The organism is Leeuwenhoekiella palythoae, assembly GCF_900130045.1.
GTDB classification, from domain to species: domain Bacteria; phylum Bacteroidota; class Bacteroidia; order Flavobacteriales; family Flavobacteriaceae; genus Leeuwenhoekiella; species Leeuwenhoekiella palythoae.
On the sequence record NZ_FQXT01000002.1, the window covers coordinates 146144 to 165213 of the forward strand.

General features: G+C 41.3%; 18 protein-coding genes. 7 read left to right on the forward strand and 11 right to left on the reverse strand.

Translation table 11 applies throughout. The annotated features are described in order from the left end of the window. Positions 1-18: 18 nt before the first annotated feature. Positions 19-3438, reverse strand: coding sequence for a hypothetical protein (locus BUA96_RS04145; protein WP_072980740.1), 3420 nt, complete (start codon positions 3436-3438; stop codon positions 19-21). Positions 3439-3557: 119 nt separating this feature from the next. On the opposite strand from BUA96_RS04145, the gene BUA96_RS04150 reads away from it, so the two are divergent. The 3 genes from BUA96_RS04150 to BUA96_RS04160 all read left to right on the forward strand — a co-directional run bounded on the left by BUA96_RS04150 (position 3558) and on the right by BUA96_RS04160 (position 6486). Beyond that, positions 3558-4325 carry an exodeoxyribonuclease III gene (locus BUA96_RS04150; RefSeq protein WP_072980742.1) on the forward strand — a complete coding sequence of 256 codons (768 nt, stop codon included), beginning with the start codon at positions 3558-3560 and terminating at the stop codon, positions 4323-4325. Positions 4326-4403: 78 nt separating this feature from the next. Next, the gene (locus BUA96_RS04155; RefSeq protein WP_072980744.1) at positions 4404-5363 is read left to right on the forward strand and encodes an OmpA family protein; all 960 of its coding nucleotides are present in this window, start codon (positions 4404-4406) and stop codon (positions 5361-5363) included. Positions 5364-5451: 88 nt separating this feature from the next. Next, positions 5452-6486: an NADP(H)-dependent aldo-keto reductase gene (locus tag BUA96_RS04160; RefSeq protein WP_072980748.1), complete on the forward strand. Its 1035-nt coding sequence runs from the start codon at positions 5452-5454 to the stop codon at positions 6484-6486. Between the two features lie 115 nt (positions 6487-6601). Here the strand turns inward: BUA96_RS04160 and BUA96_RS04165 are convergent, their stop codons facing one another. The 4 genes from BUA96_RS04165 to BUA96_RS04180 all read right to left on the reverse strand — a co-directional run bounded on the left by BUA96_RS04165 (position 6602) and on the right by BUA96_RS04180 (position 10254). After that, positions 6602-7303 carry a BamJ family beta-barrel-assembly machinery protein gene (locus BUA96_RS04165; protein ID WP_072980750.1) on the reverse strand — a complete coding sequence of 234 codons (702 nt, stop codon included), beginning with the start codon at positions 7301-7303 and terminating at the stop codon, positions 6602-6604. Between the two features lie 79 nt (positions 7304-7382). Further along, a complete protein-coding gene (locus BUA96_RS04170; RefSeq protein ID WP_084673052.1) occupies positions 7383-8075 on the reverse strand; it encodes a ZIP family metal transporter in 693 nt (230 codons plus the stop codon). Between the two features lie 7 nt (positions 8076-8082). Next, entirely contained in the window at positions 8083-8808 is a 726-nt protein-coding gene (locus tag BUA96_RS04175) for a BamJ family beta-barrel-assembly machinery protein (RefSeq protein ID WP_072981744.1), read from the reverse strand. An 81-nt stretch (positions 8809-8889) separates the two neighbouring features. Next, positions 8890-10254, reverse strand: a complete 1365-nt coding sequence (locus BUA96_RS04180; RefSeq protein ID WP_072980754.1) for an acyl-CoA dehydrogenase family protein — start codon at positions 10252-10254, stop codon at positions 8890-8892. Between the two features lie 164 nt (positions 10255-10418). Here BUA96_RS04180 and BUA96_RS04185 point away from each other — a divergent pair, with 164 nt between their 5' ends. Genes BUA96_RS04185 through arsB form a run of 4 tightly spaced genes read left to right on the forward strand, consistent with a single transcriptional unit; the run spans position 10419 to position 12960 of the window. Then, on the forward strand, positions 10419-10751 hold the full coding sequence (locus tag BUA96_RS04185; RefSeq protein WP_072980756.1) for an ArsR/SmtB family transcription factor: 333 nt from the start codon (positions 10419-10421) through the stop codon (positions 10749-10751). Positions 10752-10801: 50 nt separating this feature from the next. Beyond that, the gene (locus tag BUA96_RS04190) at positions 10802-11269 is read left to right on the forward strand and encodes a DUF6428 family protein (protein WP_072980758.1); all 468 of its coding nucleotides are present in this window, start codon (positions 10802-10804) and stop codon (positions 11267-11269) included. A 19-nt stretch (positions 11270-11288) separates the two neighbouring features. Then, positions 11289-11909: an arsenate-mycothiol transferase ArsC gene (locus BUA96_RS04195; RefSeq protein ID WP_084673081.1), complete on the forward strand. Its 621-nt coding sequence runs from the start codon at positions 11289-11291 to the stop codon at positions 11907-11909. A 4-nt stretch (positions 11910-11913) separates the two neighbouring features. Beyond that, positions 11914-12960 carry an ACR3 family arsenite efflux transporter gene (gene arsB, locus BUA96_RS04200; RefSeq protein ID WP_072980760.1) on the forward strand — a complete coding sequence of 349 codons (1047 nt, stop codon included), beginning with the start codon at positions 11914-11916 and terminating at the stop codon, positions 12958-12960. A gap of 22 nt (positions 12961-12982) precedes the next feature. Here the strand turns inward: arsB and BUA96_RS04205 are convergent, their stop codons facing one another. The 6 genes from BUA96_RS04205 to BUA96_RS04230 all read right to left on the reverse strand — a co-directional run bounded on the left by BUA96_RS04205 (position 12983) and on the right by BUA96_RS04230 (position 19059). Next, on the reverse strand, positions 12983-14113 hold the full coding sequence (locus tag BUA96_RS04205) for a M23 family metallopeptidase (protein WP_072980764.1): 1131 nt from the start codon (positions 14111-14113) through the stop codon (positions 12983-12985). Positions 14114-14149: 36 nt separating this feature from the next. Next, complete coding sequence (locus BUA96_RS04210) at positions 14150-15226, reverse strand: PA0069 family radical SAM protein (protein ID WP_072980766.1); 1077 nt, start codon at positions 15224-15226, stop codon at positions 14150-14152. 93 nt (positions 15227-15319) lie between these two features. Continuing rightward, positions 15320-15907, reverse strand: coding sequence for a porin family protein (locus tag BUA96_RS04215; protein WP_072980768.1), 588 nt, complete (start codon positions 15905-15907; stop codon positions 15320-15322). A 157-nt stretch (positions 15908-16064) separates the two neighbouring features. Further along, positions 16065-16619, reverse strand: a complete 555-nt coding sequence (locus BUA96_RS04220; protein WP_072980770.1) for a hypothetical protein — start codon at positions 16617-16619, stop codon at positions 16065-16067. A gap of 163 nt (positions 16620-16782) precedes the next feature. Further along, positions 16783-17565, reverse strand: a complete 783-nt coding sequence (locus BUA96_RS04225) for an enoyl-CoA hydratase/isomerase family protein (protein WP_072980772.1) — start codon at positions 17563-17565, stop codon at positions 16783-16785. A 30-nt stretch (positions 17566-17595) separates the two neighbouring features. After that, positions 17596-19059, reverse strand: a complete 1464-nt coding sequence (locus tag BUA96_RS04230) for a sensor histidine kinase (RefSeq protein WP_072980774.1) — start codon at positions 19057-19059, stop codon at positions 17596-17598. Between the last annotated feature and the right edge of the window lie 11 nt (positions 19060-19070).

A 19070-nucleotide genomic window follows, 5' to 3' on the forward strand; every position in this document is an offset into this window, starting at 1 on the left:
TAAATTTTATACTGAAGTTTAAAAAATAGCACGCAGTTGCACGGTGCCCGTGTGAATCGTTCTTGAATCCTCGCTGTTTCTACCGAAATAGGCCAGATTCAAATCTAAAAATTTGGTCAGCCGTTTCTGCGCTAAAACATTCCAAGTGAAATTAGATCCGGGCTGTAAGCCTTCGAGCATCTGGTAAGCTACTGGCGAAAACGCGCTACCCCTAAATGAGTTTTTGATATAATTAGCTTCGATATTAAAGGAGACTTTTTCGGCGTTGCTATATGCAAAAGCCATCCCAAAATTTTGCTGGTTTAATTGCTCCAATTCACCTAACGTATTTTCTTTCCTATTAAGCGTGTAAAAAGCTTCTAAACGGGTATTGTCATTAAACAAATAAGAAAGTTTTGGATTTAGCGCCATGGTTTCTAAACTGTAATTTCGCTGTTCAAAATTCTCTGATGTGCTGCTGTTGGTTCCCAAATCTGCATTAAAATTAAACAGATAGCTGGATTTTATCTTGTGTAAAAAGGTGAACTGATGACTGCGCAATTCATTAGTTTGTAATCCTAACGAAATCAAATTTCGCGTTGAATTTGCTAAATAAGTATAACTTGAGGTATACTTTTGCTTCCCTCTGTTAAAGAAAAACGTATTTCTAAAATTGAGGTTTAATCCCAGCGTATTATCTATTTCTTTAAAAGGATTCAGGTTAAAAGTATCACCTTCTCGCAAGACCCTGCGGTCAATTAAATAACTGGTTTGATTGTAAAAATGAGAAGCAAATTTTTTGAATCCGTTTTTACCACTCCACTGTTGCAAATTGAAGGTGATGATCTGGCTCAATTTATTTTGATGGGTTTTCACAAAAACCTGATTGGGTAATAATACTCGCACAAAGTCTGCCTGATCTTGAAATTGCGCCACCTCAAACTCCTCAAGTTGCTGAACGCCGTCTGCGTTGTAATCTATCCACGTATAAGTTCCCAAACCCTCATCTACTTTTACATAGGTAAATTCTTGTTGGGGTAAGGTTCCGCTACTGGTTTCAAAAACCGTATTTAGACGTATCAGGTTTTTAAACAGCTTTTGATCATATAAAATCCGAGAGTTTAACGATTGCTCATCTTCATAACTTTGGTCTGTATAACGTAGTTTTCGGTAATTGGCATATACCCCTAAAGACGTGTTTTCATTCTGTATCAGTTGGGATTTTAAATAATACGTGTTGCTATGGTTTACCTCTTGCAAGCTGTTGCCTCTTAAACTATCATTCACGCGATAGCGATAGCCCAATTCCACAAAAACGGCTGTACTATCTCCATTACCCACAAAACCTTGATGCGCTTTAAAACCTTGACTTAATGGGTCATAAATCCCAGAAACCGGATTCCGGCTCACATTGTCTTCTGCTTGAACTTTGGCTCCCACCCAGGCTTTTTTGAATCCATAAATTGTTGCGGCATTCAATCTAAAAAATCGGGTGTTTGCGGTGTCTGCTTCAGACTTTAAATAGCTGGCATTAAATTGCGTGCGTAATTTTTTAAACCGAAGCGCTCCGCTCAGCATATTTCGATTTCCTGAATAGTTCTGACGATACTGTAAGTGTTCAAAGCTATAATTCACAACCCCTACTGCGGTATCTTGATATTGTATTCCTGAAGTGATCAAGGTTTGATCGCCTTGAGGAAGCAGTGGCAAATTCCAATCTCTACTGAACTCAATTGCGTAGGTACGCTCTACATTTTGAAAGGTATTTTGAATATAATCAAGCGTCCCAAAGGCCGTAAGCTGCTTGCTTTGGTTTTGTTCATAAAGCGTCTGCGCCAGGTTTAATCGACCTGCAAACCCCTTGTTATCGCCATCATCCAAATCTGAAAACAAATTGAGATCCTCTTTGCTTGCCGCGCCTTCAAAGGAGACACTCGTTTTATCTGAAGGATTATACGCTCCTTGCACTACCGCCATTTGCAATTGCGTAGGCGCAAATAAACGCGATACAGGAGCATAATTGCCTTGTGCAACACCGTTGATCGGAGCGACATATTCATAAATCCTGTTGATCGCCGAAGCATTGGTCAACACATAATTTCCCTGATTAGCACCAACCTCAGTAAACCGCACATTGTATAACTCCTCTTCAGGATTATTTGAAAACTCATAAACCGCTCTTCCATCTTGAAAAAACTTTCGGTATAAAATCTTGTTTTCATTATACGAGTCAAGATTGGCACTTGGGGCGATCATCAGCTCCTTGTTATCGCCGGCTTCTTGCAAAACAGCAACTTGCTCTTGATTTAAGTTTTGCAACAAAGGTTGGTTTTTAGCATCATTCTCAGAATACACGTGTGCGTTCAACTCCAGTTTGCCATCATCACTGCGATGCCCGCCACCAGCATACGCGATAATTCGGGTGAAATTTTGCTCGCTATACTGATATTCAACCGAAATACGCATCTCGCTGGTTATGGGAAATGTGGGATTAAAACGTAGTTCTCCCGCATTATAATCTATCACATAATCTGCAGTTTCTCCGCGTTCTAATAAAACCCCATTCACAAAAACGCGTTCGCTTCCGCTAACGATGAGTACATACAGTTCGCCGTTGGGACCCGTAAGCTTGTAAGGACCTTGATTGCCTTCCTGCCCGGTAAATCTACTTTGTGTAAAAACGCCGCGTACGAGCGCTCCTGTGGCAAAAGCTTCGGTTTGTGAAGACTCGTGATTGATGCGCCCGTAAAGCGATAACCCCTGAACTTTTTTTGTAAATCTTCCAAAATAAGAGGTGTTGTTTTCGAGATTGATATCACCGGCTCTGATGTTCCAATCGTCGCTGAACAATTCAATAAAAATCTGGTCAAATTCATCAAGCCGTTGAGAGTAACCTCCATTTTGCTGCGGAAGATTAGCATCTTGCAATGACGCGCGCAGCGATACCTTTTCACTCAATTTCCCCGTGATCTGTAGATCTAATTCACTAGTTAAAGTACTGTTTTGATTGTTTCCGGCAGTCACACCGCGCACCAAACTCCCGGAAGTGGTCAAACCGTCAAAAGGAGTAAAAACCGCTGTATTTTTTTCTTCCTTTAGCGCGTAGACTTTATTCAGATTACCCGAACTGTTAACTACGCGATCAGGATCATATTCAAAATAGGTTTTGGTCAAAAAATCAGGAAACACCCGGTACTTAAACTTTAAAGAATCTACTTTAGGCGCTTGCGCGTTTAAGCTGAAAAGAGCCCGCCCATAATCAATAGCATAGGCGGTACTATCGAGTTGCATTCCTGAAAGTGTATAAACGGCAAATTCCACCGGATTGATACTTACCGAATCTATCAGCATCGTGTCCCGCACCGCCAGGTGTTTGACCCTGCTGTCACTAAATTGAAAATCCTGCGCAAAACCGGTTGCAGCAATCCCAAAGCACAATATCAAAACAAGGTGACGCATCGGCTATAAAACTACGGGAAAAAGCCTAAAACCTACTATGCTCAATAGAATTGTATTGCAACCGCCAACACCCATTTTATACCGAAATACCTAACTTCGCCAAAATCCAAAATTTTAGCATGAAAATAATCACCTATAACGTAAACGGAATTCGGGCTGCAATACGCAAAGGGCTCCTTGATTGGTTAAAAGCAGCCAACCCAGATGTGCTTTTACTACAAGAAACCAAAGCCCATAAAGAACAATTAGATATTGATCTTTTTAAAGAAACCGGTTACCACGATTATTGGTTTAGTGCTCAAAAAAAAGGCTATAGCGGCGTTGCTATTTTAAGCAAGAAAGAACCAGACAATATCGTGCACGGTACCGGAATTGATTATATGGATCACGAAGGCCGAAATATAAGAGCAGATTTTGGTGATCTGAGCATTATGAGTATGTATTTACCCAGCGGAACCAACATTGACCGCCTAGAGCACAAACTAAGATATATGGCAGATTTTCAGGAATATGCTGAAGAATTACGCAAAACCAGACCTAACCTTATTGTGAGCGGCGATTACAACATCTGTCACGAACCTATAGATATTCACGACCCTGTTAGGCTCAAAAATGTAAGCGGTTTTCTGCCGGTAGAACGTGAATGGTTGAGCGGGTTTATCAACAGCGGGTTTACAGACAGCTTCAGACACCTTAATCCCGATGTTGAGCAATACAGCTGGTGGAGTTATCGCGCAAATGCTCGCGCAAATAATAAGGGCTGGCGCCTTGATTATAATATGGTCAGTGAGCCTTTAAAAGATAAAATAAAACGCGCAGTGATCTTGCCTGAAGCCAAGCACAGTGACCACTGCCCTGCCCTTTTAGAACTTGATCATCAATCTTAAAATTGCTGCTTTTTTAGTCAAAGCCGTGCCAATATTTTTACATAGCCGGCGTTGATTATTAAAAAACAACTCAACCTTATGTTTAGAAAATTTTGCATCATTGCAGGCGCCGCAGCTACCTTATCTTCGTGTGTTTCGGCTAAAGTCTATAAAGACTTAGAATCTCGTTTTGCCGGTCTCAAAGCCGAAAATCAAGAATTACAACAAGAGCTTTCTCAAGAAGAACGCTTGAGAAAACAATTTGAAGATCAGGCGGCACAGCTTGAAAGAGACCTGGCTCAGGCCACTAGCGAGCGTGATGATTTGCAGCGCAAATACACCGCTGCACAAACCAACCTTAAAAACCTTCAGGAGTCTTACGACGCACTTGAAGCCAATAGTTCTAAGGCACTAGCCGAAAATTCTAAACAAAACCGGGAGCTTCTCGCGCAGTTAGATGAGAAACAAGCTGATCTTGCTGCTGAACAAACCCGTCTTGAAAAAATGCAGCGTGACCTCACCGAACGTTCTCGCCGTGTTGAAGAATTAGAGGCGATGATCGCTGCAAAAGATGCAAAAATGCGCGCGTTAAAAGATGCGATTTCTAAAGCTCTAGTAGATTTTGAAGGTAACGGTCTCACCGTTGAGCAGCGTGATGGCAAAGTGTATGTTTCTCTAGAAAATAAACTCCTTTTTGAAAGCGGAAGCTGGAATGTAGGTGCTAAAGGAAAACAAGCCGTGAATCAGTTGGGAAGCGTACTGGCTCAAAATCCAGAAATCGCGGTCTTGATTGAAGGTCATACTGATGATGTGCCTTACGGCGGAAACGGACCATTAAAAGACAACTGGGATCTGTCTACTAAACGGGCTACAGCAATTGTTGAGATCTTACGCCAAAATGCGCAGATTGACCCTAAAAACCTTACTGCAGCGGGGAGAGGCGAGTTTGCTCCCGTAGCGACCAACAGTACCGCAGAAGGAAAAGCTAAAAACCGAAGAATCGAGGTAATTCTCACACCAAAACTAGATGAAGTGACCAAGTTGCTCAACGATATTTAAGCACTTCCTGTTATAAAAATCTTAAGCCTCACCAATTGGGTGGGGCTTTTGCATTTTTACAATACTTTCGCAACATCAATTTTTAATTATGCGATACACAAAACTCCCCGGAACTTCCATTGAAGTAAGTAAAATTTGCCTGGGCACTATGACCTGGGGCGAGCAAAACACCGAAGCAGAAGGACACGCACAACTTGATTATGCAATAGATCAAGGCATCAATTTTATAGATACTGCAGAATTATACAGCGTTCCGTCACGCGCGGAAACCCATGGCAGCACCGAGCGTATAATTGGCTCTTGGCTTAAAAACAGAGGCAAACGTGATGATCTTATCATCGCTTCAAAGATTGTGGGACCGGCAGCTATGTCAAAACACATTCGCACCGGTGGCTATACTAAAGAAGAATTTAAAGACGCTATTCATAAAAGCTTAAAGCGCTTGCAAACAGATTATCTTGATTTGTATCAATTGCACTGGCCGGAGCGCAATACTAACTATTTTGGTAAACTAGGCTATACGCACAATCCTGATGAAAAATGGAAAGATAACTTTGCTGAAGTTTTAGGGTATTTGCAAGACTTTGTAAGTGAAGGACTCATTCGTCACGTAGGAGTGAGCAACGAGACCGCTTATGGATTATCACGTTATATGGAAGAAAGCCGAAAAGGACTTCCTAAAATGATCACGGTTCAAAATCCTTATAATTTATTAAACCGAAAAGATGAAATTGGCCTTACCGAAGTAATGCAACGCGAAGATGTGGGCTATCTGGCCTATTCACCTTTAGGTTTCGGAACGCTATCAGGAAAGTATATTGAGCAAAAAGATACCGAAGCTTCACGTATCAATAAGTTTCCGCAGTACAGCAGGTATTCTAACGAGCAAGCTGTTGAAGCAACCAAACGCTATCTTGACCTAGCCAAAAAACACGATTTGTCGCTTACCCAAATGGCCTTAGCCTTTGTAACCGATAGACCTTTTATGACCGCAAATATCATAGGTGCAACGAACCTAGAACAATTGAAAGAGAATATTGACAGTGTGAATATTCAGCTTTCCCCAGAGCTTCTAGAAGAGATTGAAACCATTCATAACGCTGTACCCAATCCTGCTCCTTAAGCAAAGCTGTAAGCTAACTATGGGCAAACCTTTGGGATATTCGTTTGAAACCGAAATATAACTTTTGGTACTACCACTAAAAAAGCCGCTAAACGCGGCTTTTTTAATTTTCTGGTTATTTCACTTTGATCAATTCGATATCAAAAATCAAAGTCGATCCCGGTGGAATTTCACCAATATCCCGATCTCCATACGCCAGATCTGCCGGAATGTATGCACGATATTTTGCGCCTTCTTTCATCAATTGTAAGACTTCCGTCCAGCCTGCGATGACTTGACCAACACCAAAAGTGATCGATTCACCTCGCTCGTACGAACTATCAAAAACGGTTCCGTCTGTTAAGGTGCCTTCATAATGCACTTCTACACGATCTGAAGCTTCTGGTGAAGCGCCTGAGCCTGCGGTGATAATCTCATACTGCAAACCACTTTCGGTAGTAATTATACCTTCTTTTGCAGCATTTTCTTCTAAAAAAGCCTTTTGCGCGGCAATGCGCTCTTCTTTCAGCTTTTCTTGAAGTTCCAGCAACTCGCGAGAATATCTGCCCATTACCTGACGCCCTTCCTTTTCAGAAATTTGCGCGCTGTCTTTTAAGGCTTCTTGAAAACCGGTTAAAAACACTTTTTTGTCGAAGTAATTCTCATATGTGGCTTTGTCTTTCTTGATGTTTTCAGCAATAGAAACACCCATATAATATGCCACCGAATCTTGAAACGATTGTAATAAAGGCGGCTCTGGAGTTTCTGGTAATTTTTTAGTTCCGCCACAGCTTGCTAATACAATTGCTGCAGCTCCTGCAAGCACTAATTTTTTCATTGAACTTAAATTCGTTAGTTATGCTACTAAACTACTCAATAATGCGCAGTTTACTAGGTGTTTTATTCAACTGATTCATTTATCCCAAACTATTGAGATAAAATGCCAACACCAACCCAATCGCGTTAGCGATACCGGCCCAGTATGAATCTTGTTTATACGCTTTAGGAAACACTTCAATCGCAAGCGAAGCTACTACGGCCCCACCGGCAAAACAGCGAATGTAAGCAAGGAGTTCTTCAGAAACATCTGCAAGTGCCCAATTTCCTATTAAAGCCGCTAAAGAGAGTATTAAAGCGGTGGCTGCCCAAAGCAGAAGAATCTTCTTTTTTGATACCCCGTTTTCGGTCATTTCTTTTGCGCCACCGGCGGCTTCAGGAAGATTAGATAGAAAAATAGACCCGGAAAGTGCGGCCACTGTCAAAGCATCAGCACCTATGAGCGCCACGCCTAAAGCTAAATTTTCGGGAATACCGTCAAGCGTGATCGCGGCAAGCAAACCGCCACCGCTGTCTGATCCCCATTTTTGCTTTACCAAATAATCAAGGCCCGTAAATACACCTGCTCCCAGTAAAACAATACCGAGCGCAATCAATACATTAGCCTTTTCTACAGCCGGATTGATCAACTCTAATACGGTAGAAACAATAAGGGCTCCTCCTGCTAAAGCAACGAGAAAGCCCTCTGTTTTCTTTTGTAAATTTCCGTAAATGCCCCAGATCGCTCCTAAAATAAGGGCTCCCGAGACTACGGCAATTACAAGATATGTCAAAATCTACTTATTGTTTGATTACGTCAAGAAGCTCAACAGTGAAGATCAAAGTCTCACCAGGACCAATTTTAGGTCCAGAACCACGCTGACCGTAAGCAAGATCTGCAGGGATGTAGAATTCATATTTTGCACCCTCTTTCATTAGCTGAAGTCCTTCAGTCCAACCTGAGATTACTTGGTTTACACCAAAAGTAGCCGGCTGCTGACGCTCATACGAACTGTCAAAAACGGTTCCGTCAAGTAATTTACCTTCGTAATTTACCTGAACCTGATCTGTTTCTGCAGGAGATTCCCCGCTTCCTTCTTCGATCACTTTGTATTGAAGACCGCTTTCTGTAGTCTGCACGCCTTCTTTCTTAGCATTTTCAGCTAAATATGCTTGCTCTGCTTCTTTCTTTTCGGCAGCAACTGCAGCTTGCTCTTCTTGTTGTCTCTCGCGTAATTGCGTTTGAAACTGATTCATAATGCGACGCATATCTGCCTGCGGAATTTCAACACTATCAGTAAGTGCTTTTTGTACTCCGCTATAATATACATCTGCATCAAAAAACTCTTCAGCATTATCTCCTAAAGCTTGCTTGAATTGCGCTCCGGTATTAGCACCGATGATATATGAAACAGAATCTTTAAAGGTTTTAAGCTCAACATCGCTTCCTGAACCCATTTTTGAATCGTTACAATTCACCAAAGTAAGCGCAACAGGTAACGCCAGAAATAATCTATTGAATTTCATTTTATAGTTTTTAAAAATTTCAGATGCAAATAACGGCATATTAAAACACCTATAAAAATCTTTTAGAGTTGATTGTGTTTTCTAGCTCACAAATGCGCTGTAGCCTGTAATTGCTCGACCTACGATGAGCGAATTGATCTCTTTTGTGCCTTCATAACTATAGATCGCTTCGGCATCAGCCACAAAACGCGCTACATCATATTCTAATAAAATACCGTTACCACCCATAACTTCACGTGCTCTACTCACCACATCTCTCGTGCGCATAGAACAGAATACCTTAGCAAGAGATGCGTGCTCGTCGGTCAACTGACCACCGTCTTGCATTTCGCTAAGGCGAAAACATAAAGTTTGCATAGCCGTAAGATTGGAAACCATCTCTACCAAATGATTCTGAATCAGCTGAAAGCTTGCAATAGGTCTACCAAATTGCTCTCGTTTTTTTGTATACTTCAATGCGGCTTCATACGCTCCGCGCGCACAACCCACCGCCTGCCAAGCCACACTTGCACGCGTCATTTGCAGTACTTTGGCCGTATCTTTAAAGGAGTTTGCGTTTTGTAAGCGATCGCTTTCCGGTACGCGGCAATTAGTTAAGGTGATCAAAGCGTTTTGTACGGTACGCAACGCCATTTTATCTTTCATTTTCTCCGCGTGAAAACCGGGGTTTTCTTTACGTACAATAAAGCCTTTAACCCTACCGCTATCTTCATCGCGTGCCCAAATGATCGTAATATCAGAAAAGGTTGCATTCCCAATCCATTTTTTCTCACCATTTAAAACCCATTCATCTCCTACTTTTTTACAGCTGGTTCCCAGACCGCCGGCAGCTCCTGAGCCTACTTCAGGTTCGGTAAGACCAAAAGCTCCAATTTTTTCAAACTTTTGCATTTTAGGCAGCCACTCTTGCTTTTGCTCCTCGCTTCCGCAGAGGTAAATTGATCCCATGGCGAGACCGCTATGCACACCAAAAAAGGTAGAGATAGACACATCTACACGCGCCAACTCCATTGCTAAAATTCCTTCAAGCAAAAAGGATTGTCCGGGACAACCGTAGCCTTTATAAGCAATTCCTGCTAAATTTAATTCGGCAAACTTTGGGATGATCTCGTGTGGAAATTCGGCTCTATTCCAATATTGGTTAGCAATTGGCTTAACCTCATCTTCCATAAAATTGCGCATCTTCATTTGAATTTCACGCTCTTCAGGGGTGAGTTTTTGGGCCAGATTGTAAAAATCGCCATCAATTGGCGGCAGTTTGTGCTGCCCTTTTTTCGCTTGCGAATTCAGCATCTTCATCAAGCCTTTCAATTGACGGTCATCTAAGTTGCCCACCGCGGCCATAACTTGCGACAAATCTACTTTTTGAGATAATTTATTAAGCGCTTCTAAGTCAACCGACTTTAAAAGGCCTATGGTATTCTTTACTTTTCCAAATAACGACATCGTTTGCGGTTTAAAATTTCAACCTAAAAATACCAAGCTTTACTCGTGTGTGCAGCCAAAAAACTGTTAATAACAAGATGATCACAGCGCTGCGTAAAAAAAATGAGAGCATTTCTTGGTCGTGAATTTCATTCATCGTAATATTGCAATGTAACAATTAAACAATGGGCTTAGCCAAAACCGAAATATTCTCAGATAACCAAAATGCGATCGCCAAGTTTGCAAAAGCATTTGCGCACCCTGCGCGGGTATCTATTTTACAACACCTGTTTAAAATAGATTCTTGTGTTTGTGGTGATCTGGTTAATGAGATTGGTCTTGCGCAACCTACCATTTCACAACACCTCAAAGAGCTTAAGCATCTTGGTTTGATCAAAGGAAGCGTTGAGGGCACTAGTGTTTGCTATTGTATTGACAAAGAAAACTGGACAGAGATGAAAAAGTTAATGACTCATTTTCTCGACCAAGATCTATCTAACAGCGCAGATTGCTGCTAAAAAAAATTTAAAATCAATCATCGTAATATTACGATATAACAATAAATAATATGAAACTATCACAGGTCAAAACCGTTTTAAAAAACTTAGAACAAATAGGGTTTCAATTACCAGACGGAAGTCTGGTTCCTAATCATTTTCACGTAACCGAAGTAGGCAAAGTATCTAAACATTTTATTGATTGTGGCGGCACATTGCGCCAAGAAGAGGTTGTGAATTTTCAATTATGGAATGCTGATGACTACGATCACCGACTGCATCCTGAAAAATTGCTCAGCATCATTGAGCTTTCTGAAAAAGTATTGAAGATTGAAGACCACGAGGTTGAAGTGGAGTATCAAGGCGAAACCATTAGAAAATTTGGGATCGATTTTGACGGAACAAATTTCCTTCTGACTACCAAACAAACCGATTGTCTTGCTAAAGACGCCTGCGGAATTCCTGCTGAAAAACCTAAAGTAAAACTATCAGATTTAAACCAAGAGCCTTGTTGCGGGCCTGATGGCAACTGTTGTTAACCCATTTAATCACGTTATGATGAACACTGTTTTATTTCCGGAAATCGACCAATTTATAACCACGCTAAAGCCGGAAACTATTTCCGAAGAACGCAAAGAGACGCTTGAGCCTTTAATCGCTTTTATTCAAGAAAAAGTGAGTGCCAATGCAGCCGTACGCATCAATTTTATTTGTACGCACAATTCGCGCAGAAGTCACCTTTCTCAAGTTTGGGCACAAACCCTGGCTGCACACTTTAATATTGATAATGTAGTTTGTTTTTCCGGAGGAACCGAAGCAACGGCTCTGTTCCCGATGGTCGCAGAAACCTTATCAAATACAGGTTTTCAGATTGCAAAACTTTCTCAAGAAAACAATCCGGTTTACAGTATTAAATATGCCGAAAATGCGCATCCGGTAATTGGATTCTCAAAGCGGCTAGATGATGCGTTTAATCCTACTTCAGCCTTTGCAGCAATCATGACGTGTTCGCAAGCCGATGCCGGTTGCCCATTTGTGCCGGGAGCAGAAAAACGTATTCCCATCACATTTGACGATCCTAAAGCCTTTGATAATACGCCGCAGCAAGCTGAAAAATACCAAGAGCGTAGTGAACAGATCGCTACAGAATTATTCTATGTATTCTCAAAAATAAGCTAGTAATATGAGTACTAAAAAACTAAGCTTTTTAGACCGAAACTTAACTTTATGGATCTTTGTCGCGATGGCACTTGGCGTTGCGATTGGCTACTTTGTTCCATCCTTCCCCGAAGTGGTCAATACGATGAGTAGCGGCGCCACTAATATTCCGCTGGCGATAGGGTTAATCTTGATGATGTATCCGCCGCTGGCAAAAGTAAATTACGCCCTATTACCCAAAGTATTTAAAAATGTAAAAATTCTTTCCATTTCTTTAATCCTGAATTGGATCATTGGCCCAGTACTGATGTTTATCCTTGCCATTACCTTTCTTCAAGACTATCCTGAATATATGGTAGGATTGATTTTAATAGGTCTTGCGCGTTGTATCGCAATGGTTCTGGTATGGAATGACCTCGCAGATGGAAGCAGTGAATACGGCGCAGGACTCGTAGCGTTAAACAGCATTTTTCAAGTGTTTGCTTACAGTTTTTATGCTTGGATCTTTATCACCGTGCTTCCGCCCTATTTTGGTTTTGAAGGTGCTATCGTAGATATTTCCATCGCTACCATTGCAGAAAGTGTAGCCATCTATTTAGGAATTCCGTTTGTTTTGGGGATTTTGAGTCGGTCAATTTTGGTACGCCTAAAAAGCGAAACTTGGTATAACGAAAAGTTCATCCCAACGATTTCACCAATTACCTTGATCGCTCTGCTTTTTACCATCGTAGTGATGTTCTCGCTTAAAGGCGAACTCATTGTCGAAATTCCACAGGATGTTTTGATCGTGGCCATCCCACTCTTGATCTATTTTGCCTTGATGTTTATCATAGGTTTCTTTTTTACTAAAGCAATGGGCGCAACGTATGACAAGACGGCTTCTGTAGCATTTACCGCAGCCGGTAACAATTTTGAACTGGCAATCGCAGTAGCCATCGCTGTGTTCGGACTCAATTCCGGGCAGGCGTTTGCAGGTGTTATTGGTCCGTTAGTTGAAGTTCCCGCGTTGATCTTTTTGGTGCGTGTTTCGTTTTGGTTTAGAAAGAAATACTTCCCAAAAGCTACCGCATAAATTATCCCGCAGTATCAAGAAGCTACAAAGCTTTTACTAAACTCTGATGCACAAAAGCTCGCTGGGCAGTAGACGTTTCAATATGCAGCCAATCGGCACTTTTGCCTAATAAATGCACAGTATCTTTTCGCGAAAGCGTACCAACTTTTTGTGATTTCGCCGAAGCGCTACTTCGCAAATTGGCTTGTGCAGTTTTGATCGCATAGGTTTTATAAAATTCAGTTGAAGCATTAAGGGCCGGTAACTCCGGCTCTTCTTTTACAAACGGCAACGGATTGATTGCTCCACGGCTGTACACGCCAAAATGTAAATGTGGCGGAGTGGTACGTGCGTTCCCTGTATTGCCCACGAGCCCCAAAGTGTCCCCCACTTTTACACGTTGGCCGCTGGTTGCGATAATGCTATCCAAATGCGCATAATACAGACTGTTGCCAAATAAGCCCTCACGCAACCAAACCTGTTTTCCGCCCAAACCGCGATTTCCGGTTCTGCTTATATAGCCGTCAACACTTGCGACTACCGGCGTACCCCGCTTGGCAAAAATATCTATCCCCTCGTGGCTGCGCTTACCACCATCACGCGCTGCTCCCCAAAAGCTCTGAATGGATTTTGCTGAAGCGCCACTTACCGGAAAATAATACGAAGGTTTGCTCTGAATGCGTATTGCAAAACTTGAACTCGTATTCAATTCTGGCTGATAAAGCACTTTATAAGTTCCTGAATTTTTAGGTGAAAAATCTAAAGTGGTAGCCTTATCATCGGCTTGCTGTACCAATTTATACGGCCGGATACTGTCTGAAGTCTTTTCATAGAGATCGATAAAAACCTTCGGTTGAAGCGTATCTGTCTGAATACTGAAGGTATACCTACGCCCGCGCTCCAGGTCAAGATCATAGCCATACACCGGTTCAATTTCCGGATTGAATATTCCGGTTTCTTGATAGGGAGAAGCAACTTGCAAACTATCATTCAGTGCGTTTTGAAAAGCGTTCATCCACAGGCGATACGGTACTGAATCTGCATCAAAATTACGCGCGTAGACTTCGCGTGCAGTAGGCTGTGTGATCACATCGGTCACTTTGGTAAGCTTTCCGCAGGAAAAACAAAGGAATACTAAAGCAATCCCAATAAATTTTAAAAAATGATTTTTCATAGCTTCTGATAATAATCAGAAACTGTGCCAATTGCGCTAAAATAGCGAGAGTTGTCCCGGGCGGTATTGCTCAAAAAGTTCGCAATTGAGCGGAGCAATACTCCGGCCTTTAAGATATTTCTTTCTGCCGAGCTCCATCTGTGCTGCAATTTGCTTTGCAAATTCACCGCTACCGCGCATACGGCGACCAAATTGCGAATCGTTCAAGTTGCCCTCGTGACACGCAGCGATCTGATTAAGCACTTTATCAGCGCGGTCTGGCATCGCGGTTTTAAGCCACTGCTCAAAGATCTTTCCTATCGCACCATTCAAACGCACCACGGTATATCCTACCGATTTTGCACTGTGATCTGCCGCAGCTTTGATCAAAGGCAATACCTCGTGACTGTTGATCCCCGGAATGATGGGCGCGGTCATCACATTTACCGGAACTCCAACCTCAGCAAGTTTCTTTACCGTTTCTAGGCGTTTTTTAATGCTGGCAGTACGCGGCTCCAGCAAGCGACGCGTTTTTTCTTCTAAAGTGGTGATCGACATATTGACCTGAATCAGGTTATAAGAAGCCAATTCCTTAATGATATCTAAATCCCGCTGAATCAATGCATTTTTTGTAATGATAGCCACCGGGTGCCGATAATTGAGAAAGGTCTCAAGCAATTTACGGGTGATCTTAAATTGCTTTTCTGCAGGCTGGTAACAATCGGTATTTCCCGAAAGGACAATGGGTGACGCTCGCCAGGATTTTTTAGCCAGGTGCTTTTCGAGCAGGCGCACCGCATTGCGTTTTACGAGAATGCGACTTTCAAAATCCAAGCCTGCATCGTAGCCCCAATATTCGTGCGAGTTACGCGCATAACAATATACACAACCGTGCTCACAGCCCTGATACGGATTTAAAGAATAACCCATTCCTACATCGGGGCTTTCTACTTTATTGACGATGGTCTTAGGAAAGGTGTCTATAAAAAGGGTTTTCAGATTTTGAGGCTCGTCCCCTTCCTGCGCGCAGTAATTGAGAAAATCATCTCGCAGCTCGTGGCTATTTACATCAAATCTATTAGCGATATGACGCTGTGCACCACGCCCTTTTAAGTGTTCTCCTTCGGCTTGCATAAAATAGGATTTATTACAAATATATGGAATATTTCCTATTTATTTACCATTGAAATTTGTTCGGTTAAATCATGAGTTTTACGTTTTATAAATTTAGAAGATAATTCCAAGATTAAAGCTGAGCCTGTTGTTTCTAACAGCAGAGCCAGGATTGTCAATGAGAATATCTGATAAACCAGTTTGATTATCAATTTCTGCAAATACATCTAGGTTTTCTCCAATAGGAAGTTTGTAGCCAATACCTCCAGCAATTCCGAAATCAGTAGAATTAAATAATCTCGTTACGTCAACGTTGAAAGAAGTTGCTTTGGCAGCAATCATAAAGCCTATGTATGGTCCTAAATTAATATACCAATTGTTATTATTTCCAAAATAGAAATTAGCGGTGACAGGGACCGATATCATATTAAAAGCAACATCGGTTTCTCTATTTTCATATAATCCCTCTGCATAACCCTTTCTCTCATAGATAGCTTTTAATTTTAAGCTCCATTGGTCGCTCAAATAATAGTTTCCAAAAGCTCCACCACTAAATTCGACCAATGACTTAGTCCTTTGATTATAACTATCAGAAACATTACTGATAGACAATGCGGTGATAATCCCAAACTCTAGATTATCCTTGCTTTGAGCAGTGCATAAATTGACAAATAAAAGTATGAATAACGTAATTTTCTTCAAAGTGGTTTATTTTTAAATTAAAGAATTAAAATATTATTTAATCTTCTCAATTTTGCAATTTAGGATTGCACTTTTCAATTCCTTCATCTTCCCAAACAATTGCATCAGCTAAAACGTGATACTCAAATTTTGGGTTTTCAGAATCGGATTTTCTTTATTACTTATTAGTATTAAGTCTATAAACCTCACAATTATAAAAAAGAAATAAGTTCAACTCATTTTTATAATTCTCTTTGAAATTTGGCCCATATAGCTTGATTAACTTTTGCCCTTTTTCTTTTGTAAGCTTTTCAATAATTGTATTTGCTTCTTCTTCTGAGAAATCTTGACTTAATTCTGAACAAACTTTTAGGCCGATTTCTTTGACAGTTGGATTAATTGAGGTTGCTCCTAATATTTCTGCCATCAAATCTTTATATTCAGAGCAATTATTAGTCATTGTATAGTCAAAAACTTCCTGTAGATAATTGAAAACATCATATCCATTTACAGAATTTTTACCTGTGAATTCCTTCACAACTTTTTCAGTATATAATCTATTTTCCTTAAAAGCATTCAAACTACAGTCCATTATTAGCTTTCTCTTTTGTTCTAATGAAATGTTTTTTTCAATTGTTTTCACACAATTGCAGTTATCCTCTATAAGCTGGTCTTCATTTTGTGAATAAGAGATTAAGGAAAAAAGAAATAAGATGCAGGTAATACTTTTCATTCTAATCTAAATTTTTGCTAAACTAATACGCCAAACAAATATAATCGAACACCAAGTTAATAATCAGATCATAAGGTTAATTTAAATATGTTATGAACAAAACAATTAAGTAAACAAAAACCCGCTGAAAAGCGGGTTTTTAAATTCTCTAAGGCAGCGCCTTTTACTTCCCCGGAAACTCCGGTTTGCGTTTTTCTAAGAATGCGGTGGTTCCTTCTTTAAAATCTTCAGTGGCGAAAGAGGCACCAAAACCTTCAATCTCGGCGTCGTAACCGTTTACTCCGGGTTTAAAACCGGCATTTACCGCTTGTATCGCGGTGGCAATGGCAACACCGCTATTGTTTAAGATCTTACCCGCAATTTTTTCGGCAAGTGCCATCAACTCTTCTTGCGAAGTCACGTGATTCACTAAGCCCGATTGAAAAGCTTGATCGGCATCGATCATTCCGGCAGTCATAATCATTTCAAAAGCGCGGCCTTTGCCTACCAACTGCGGCAATCGCTGCGTGCCGCCATACCCGGGAATCAAGCCCAGCGAAGTTTCCGGCAAGCCCATGCGCGCGTTGTGACTCGCAATACGTATGTGTGCTGCCATCGCGAGTTCGAGGCCGCCACCCAAAGCAAAACCGTTAATCGCCGCAATGACCGGTGTGCTTAGATTTTCAATAAAATCGAAAAGTATTTTTTGGCCCTTTCGCGCCAGCAAAGCGCCTTCTTCCTCTTCAAAATCAGCAAATTCGCTGATGTCTGCACCGGCCACAAAAGCTTTCTCGCCGCTTCCGGTTAAGATGATCACCCCAATGTCTTCATCGGCATCAGCTTCAGCAAATGCGTCGTGCAGTTCTTGAATGGTTTCTTTATTGAGTGCGTTTAATTTTTTAGGTCGGTTTATGGTGATGATCGCCAAGTGATCATCAACCTCATAGATGAGATTCTCAAAATTCATAGTCAATATTTTTGCTCCGCAGCGCGGAAATTAAGCTTCAGCTTTAGGGAAGGTCACTTTAAAAACAGTGCCTCGATCTTCCTTAGAAGTAAAGGTAATGGTTCCGTTATAGGTTTCCACAATATTTTTAACCATTGCTAGCCCAAGCCCCATTCCGCTTGACTTGGTGGTGAATTTTGGCTCAAAGACCTTTTCGATATTTTCTTCCGGAATTCCGTGACCATTGTCACAAACCAAAATACAAACCTGGTCTTCATCACTTTTGATCTCCACACGAATCTTAGGATCCTCAACCCCTTCTGTCGCCTGAATTGCATTTTTAACCAGATTGGTGATTACCCGTATGAGTTGGGTGCGGTCTAATTTTACCGTGATCTCGTCAGCATCGGTGCCAAAAGTAAGGTAATGTTCTGTAAAAATATCCAGTGCCAATTTGGTCACGAAAACCACATTTAGCGTCTCGTTTTGCTGCGCCGGCATTTTAGCAAAATTGGAAAACGCTTCAGCAATCGAACTCATCGTATCTATCTGCTGAATCAAGGTTTTACTGTATTCATCTAACTTTTTATGAATGTCCGGATCGTTGGGATCAAAACGCATTTGAAAACTCTGTACGGTAAGACGCATTGGTGTCAACGGATTTTTGATCTCGTGCGCCACCTGTTTTGCCATCTCACGCCAGGCCGCTTCTCGCTCACTTTGTGCCAATTTTGCCGCACTGTTTTCAAGTTCGTCGATCATTCCATTATACGAGCGCACCAGGTTGCTAATCTCTTCGCTGGCATCATCGATCTCAATACGCTGGTTACGTTTATCAAGCCGCGTCTGGATCATCTTATCGCTTATGGTTTTTAAGCTGGAAGTTATATAGCGAGATAAAAAATAAGAGAGTACCGTCGCAATGAGCAACATAAATAAATACCCTTCTGCCAGTCTACGTAAGAATTCGTCAAGTTCGCGCGTGATAAAATCATCATCCTGAATGTAGGGCAAATTCATTATTGCCAGCGGCTTGAATTTGTTATCGTTGATATAGGTATAGGAAGATTGGTATTTTACGCCATCGATCTCAGATTGTACGATCCATCGTTTTGTGGGCGTGTTGGCGAGTCCTTCTAAAACCGAAGGATTCAAGCTGGTTTCCAGAGTGTCTTCGGTAAAAGTTTCTTTAGATTTGACAAGCAGTTTTCCGTTAAGATCATAGATATTTATAGGCAGTTCGTGAACATCTGCAATGCGGTAAATATCATTGTTATACTTTAAAATAAACGGAATGTTCTTAGAGATAACCTCATAAGTGGTCTGGTCCAGTACATAATCGATCTCTGCGCGTATCTGATCTTCCTTACGCAATAAACGGTCGCGATGATACTCTTTTGCTTCCTCTTTATACTGAACCACGCTGATGATCCCGATGAGAATAGAAGCTCCTAAAATGAGCAACACCATCCCAAAAAAGATACGCAGGCGTAAAGAAAGCTTATTAAATTTCATCGAAAACTAGT

What these genes read in the sequence shown, in the direction of transcription:
- BUA96_RS04230 (WP_072980774.1), bottom strand. Translation starts at nt 19,059, where the DNA reads ATGAAATTTAATAAGCTTTCTTTACGCCTGCGTATCTTTTTTGGGATG.
- BUA96_RS04165 (WP_072980750.1), bottom strand. Translation starts at nt 7,303, where the DNA reads ATGAAAAAATTAGTGCTTGCAGGAGCTGCAGCAATTGTATTAGCAAGC.
- BUA96_RS04205 (WP_072980764.1), bottom strand. Translation starts at nt 14,113, where the DNA reads ATGAAAAATCATTTTTTAAAATTTATTGGGATTGCTTTAGTATTCCTT.
- BUA96_RS04180 (WP_072980754.1), bottom strand. Translation starts at nt 10,254, where the DNA reads ATGTCGTTATTTGGAAAAGTAAAGAATACCATAGGCCTTTTAAAGTCG.
- BUA96_RS04160 (WP_072980748.1), top strand. Translation starts at nt 5,452, where the DNA reads ATGCGATACACAAAACTCCCCGGAACTTCCATTGAAGTAAGTAAAATT.
- BUA96_RS04220 (WP_072980770.1), bottom strand. Translation starts at nt 16,619, where the DNA reads ATGAAAAGTATTACCTGCATCTTATTTCTTTTTTCCTTAATCTCTTAT.
- BUA96_RS04225 (WP_072980772.1), bottom strand. Translation starts at nt 17,565, where the DNA reads ATGAATTTTGAGAATCTCATCTATGAGGTTGATGATCACTTGGCGATC.
- BUA96_RS04155 (WP_072980744.1), top strand. Translation starts at nt 4,404, where the DNA reads ATGTTTAGAAAATTTTGCATCATTGCAGGCGCCGCAGCTACCTTATCT.
- BUA96_RS04185 (WP_072980756.1), top strand. Translation starts at nt 10,419, where the DNA reads ATGGGCTTAGCCAAAACCGAAATATTCTCAGATAACCAAAATGCGATC.
- BUA96_RS04195 (WP_084673081.1), top strand. Translation starts at nt 11,289, where the DNA reads ATGAACACTGTTTTATTTCCGGAAATCGACCAATTTATAACCACGCTA.
- BUA96_RS04175 (WP_072981744.1), bottom strand. Translation starts at nt 8,808, where the DNA reads ATGAAATTCAATAGATTATTTCTGGCGTTACCTGTTGCGCTTACTTTG.
- BUA96_RS04145 (WP_072980740.1), bottom strand. Translation starts at nt 3,438, where the DNA reads ATGCGTCACCTTGTTTTGATATTGTGCTTTGGGATTGCTGCAACCGGT.
- BUA96_RS04190 (WP_072980758.1), top strand. Translation starts at nt 10,802, where the DNA reads ATGAAACTATCACAGGTCAAAACCGTTTTAAAAAACTTAGAACAAATA.
- BUA96_RS04210 (WP_072980766.1), bottom strand. Translation starts at nt 15,226, where the DNA reads ATGCAAGCCGAAGGAGAACACTTAAAAGGGCGTGGTGCACAGCGTCAT.
- BUA96_RS04150 (WP_072980742.1), top strand. Translation starts at nt 3,558, where the DNA reads ATGAAAATAATCACCTATAACGTAAACGGAATTCGGGCTGCAATACGC.
- arsB (WP_072980760.1), top strand. Translation starts at nt 11,914, where the DNA reads ATGAGTACTAAAAAACTAAGCTTTTTAGACCGAAACTTAACTTTATGG.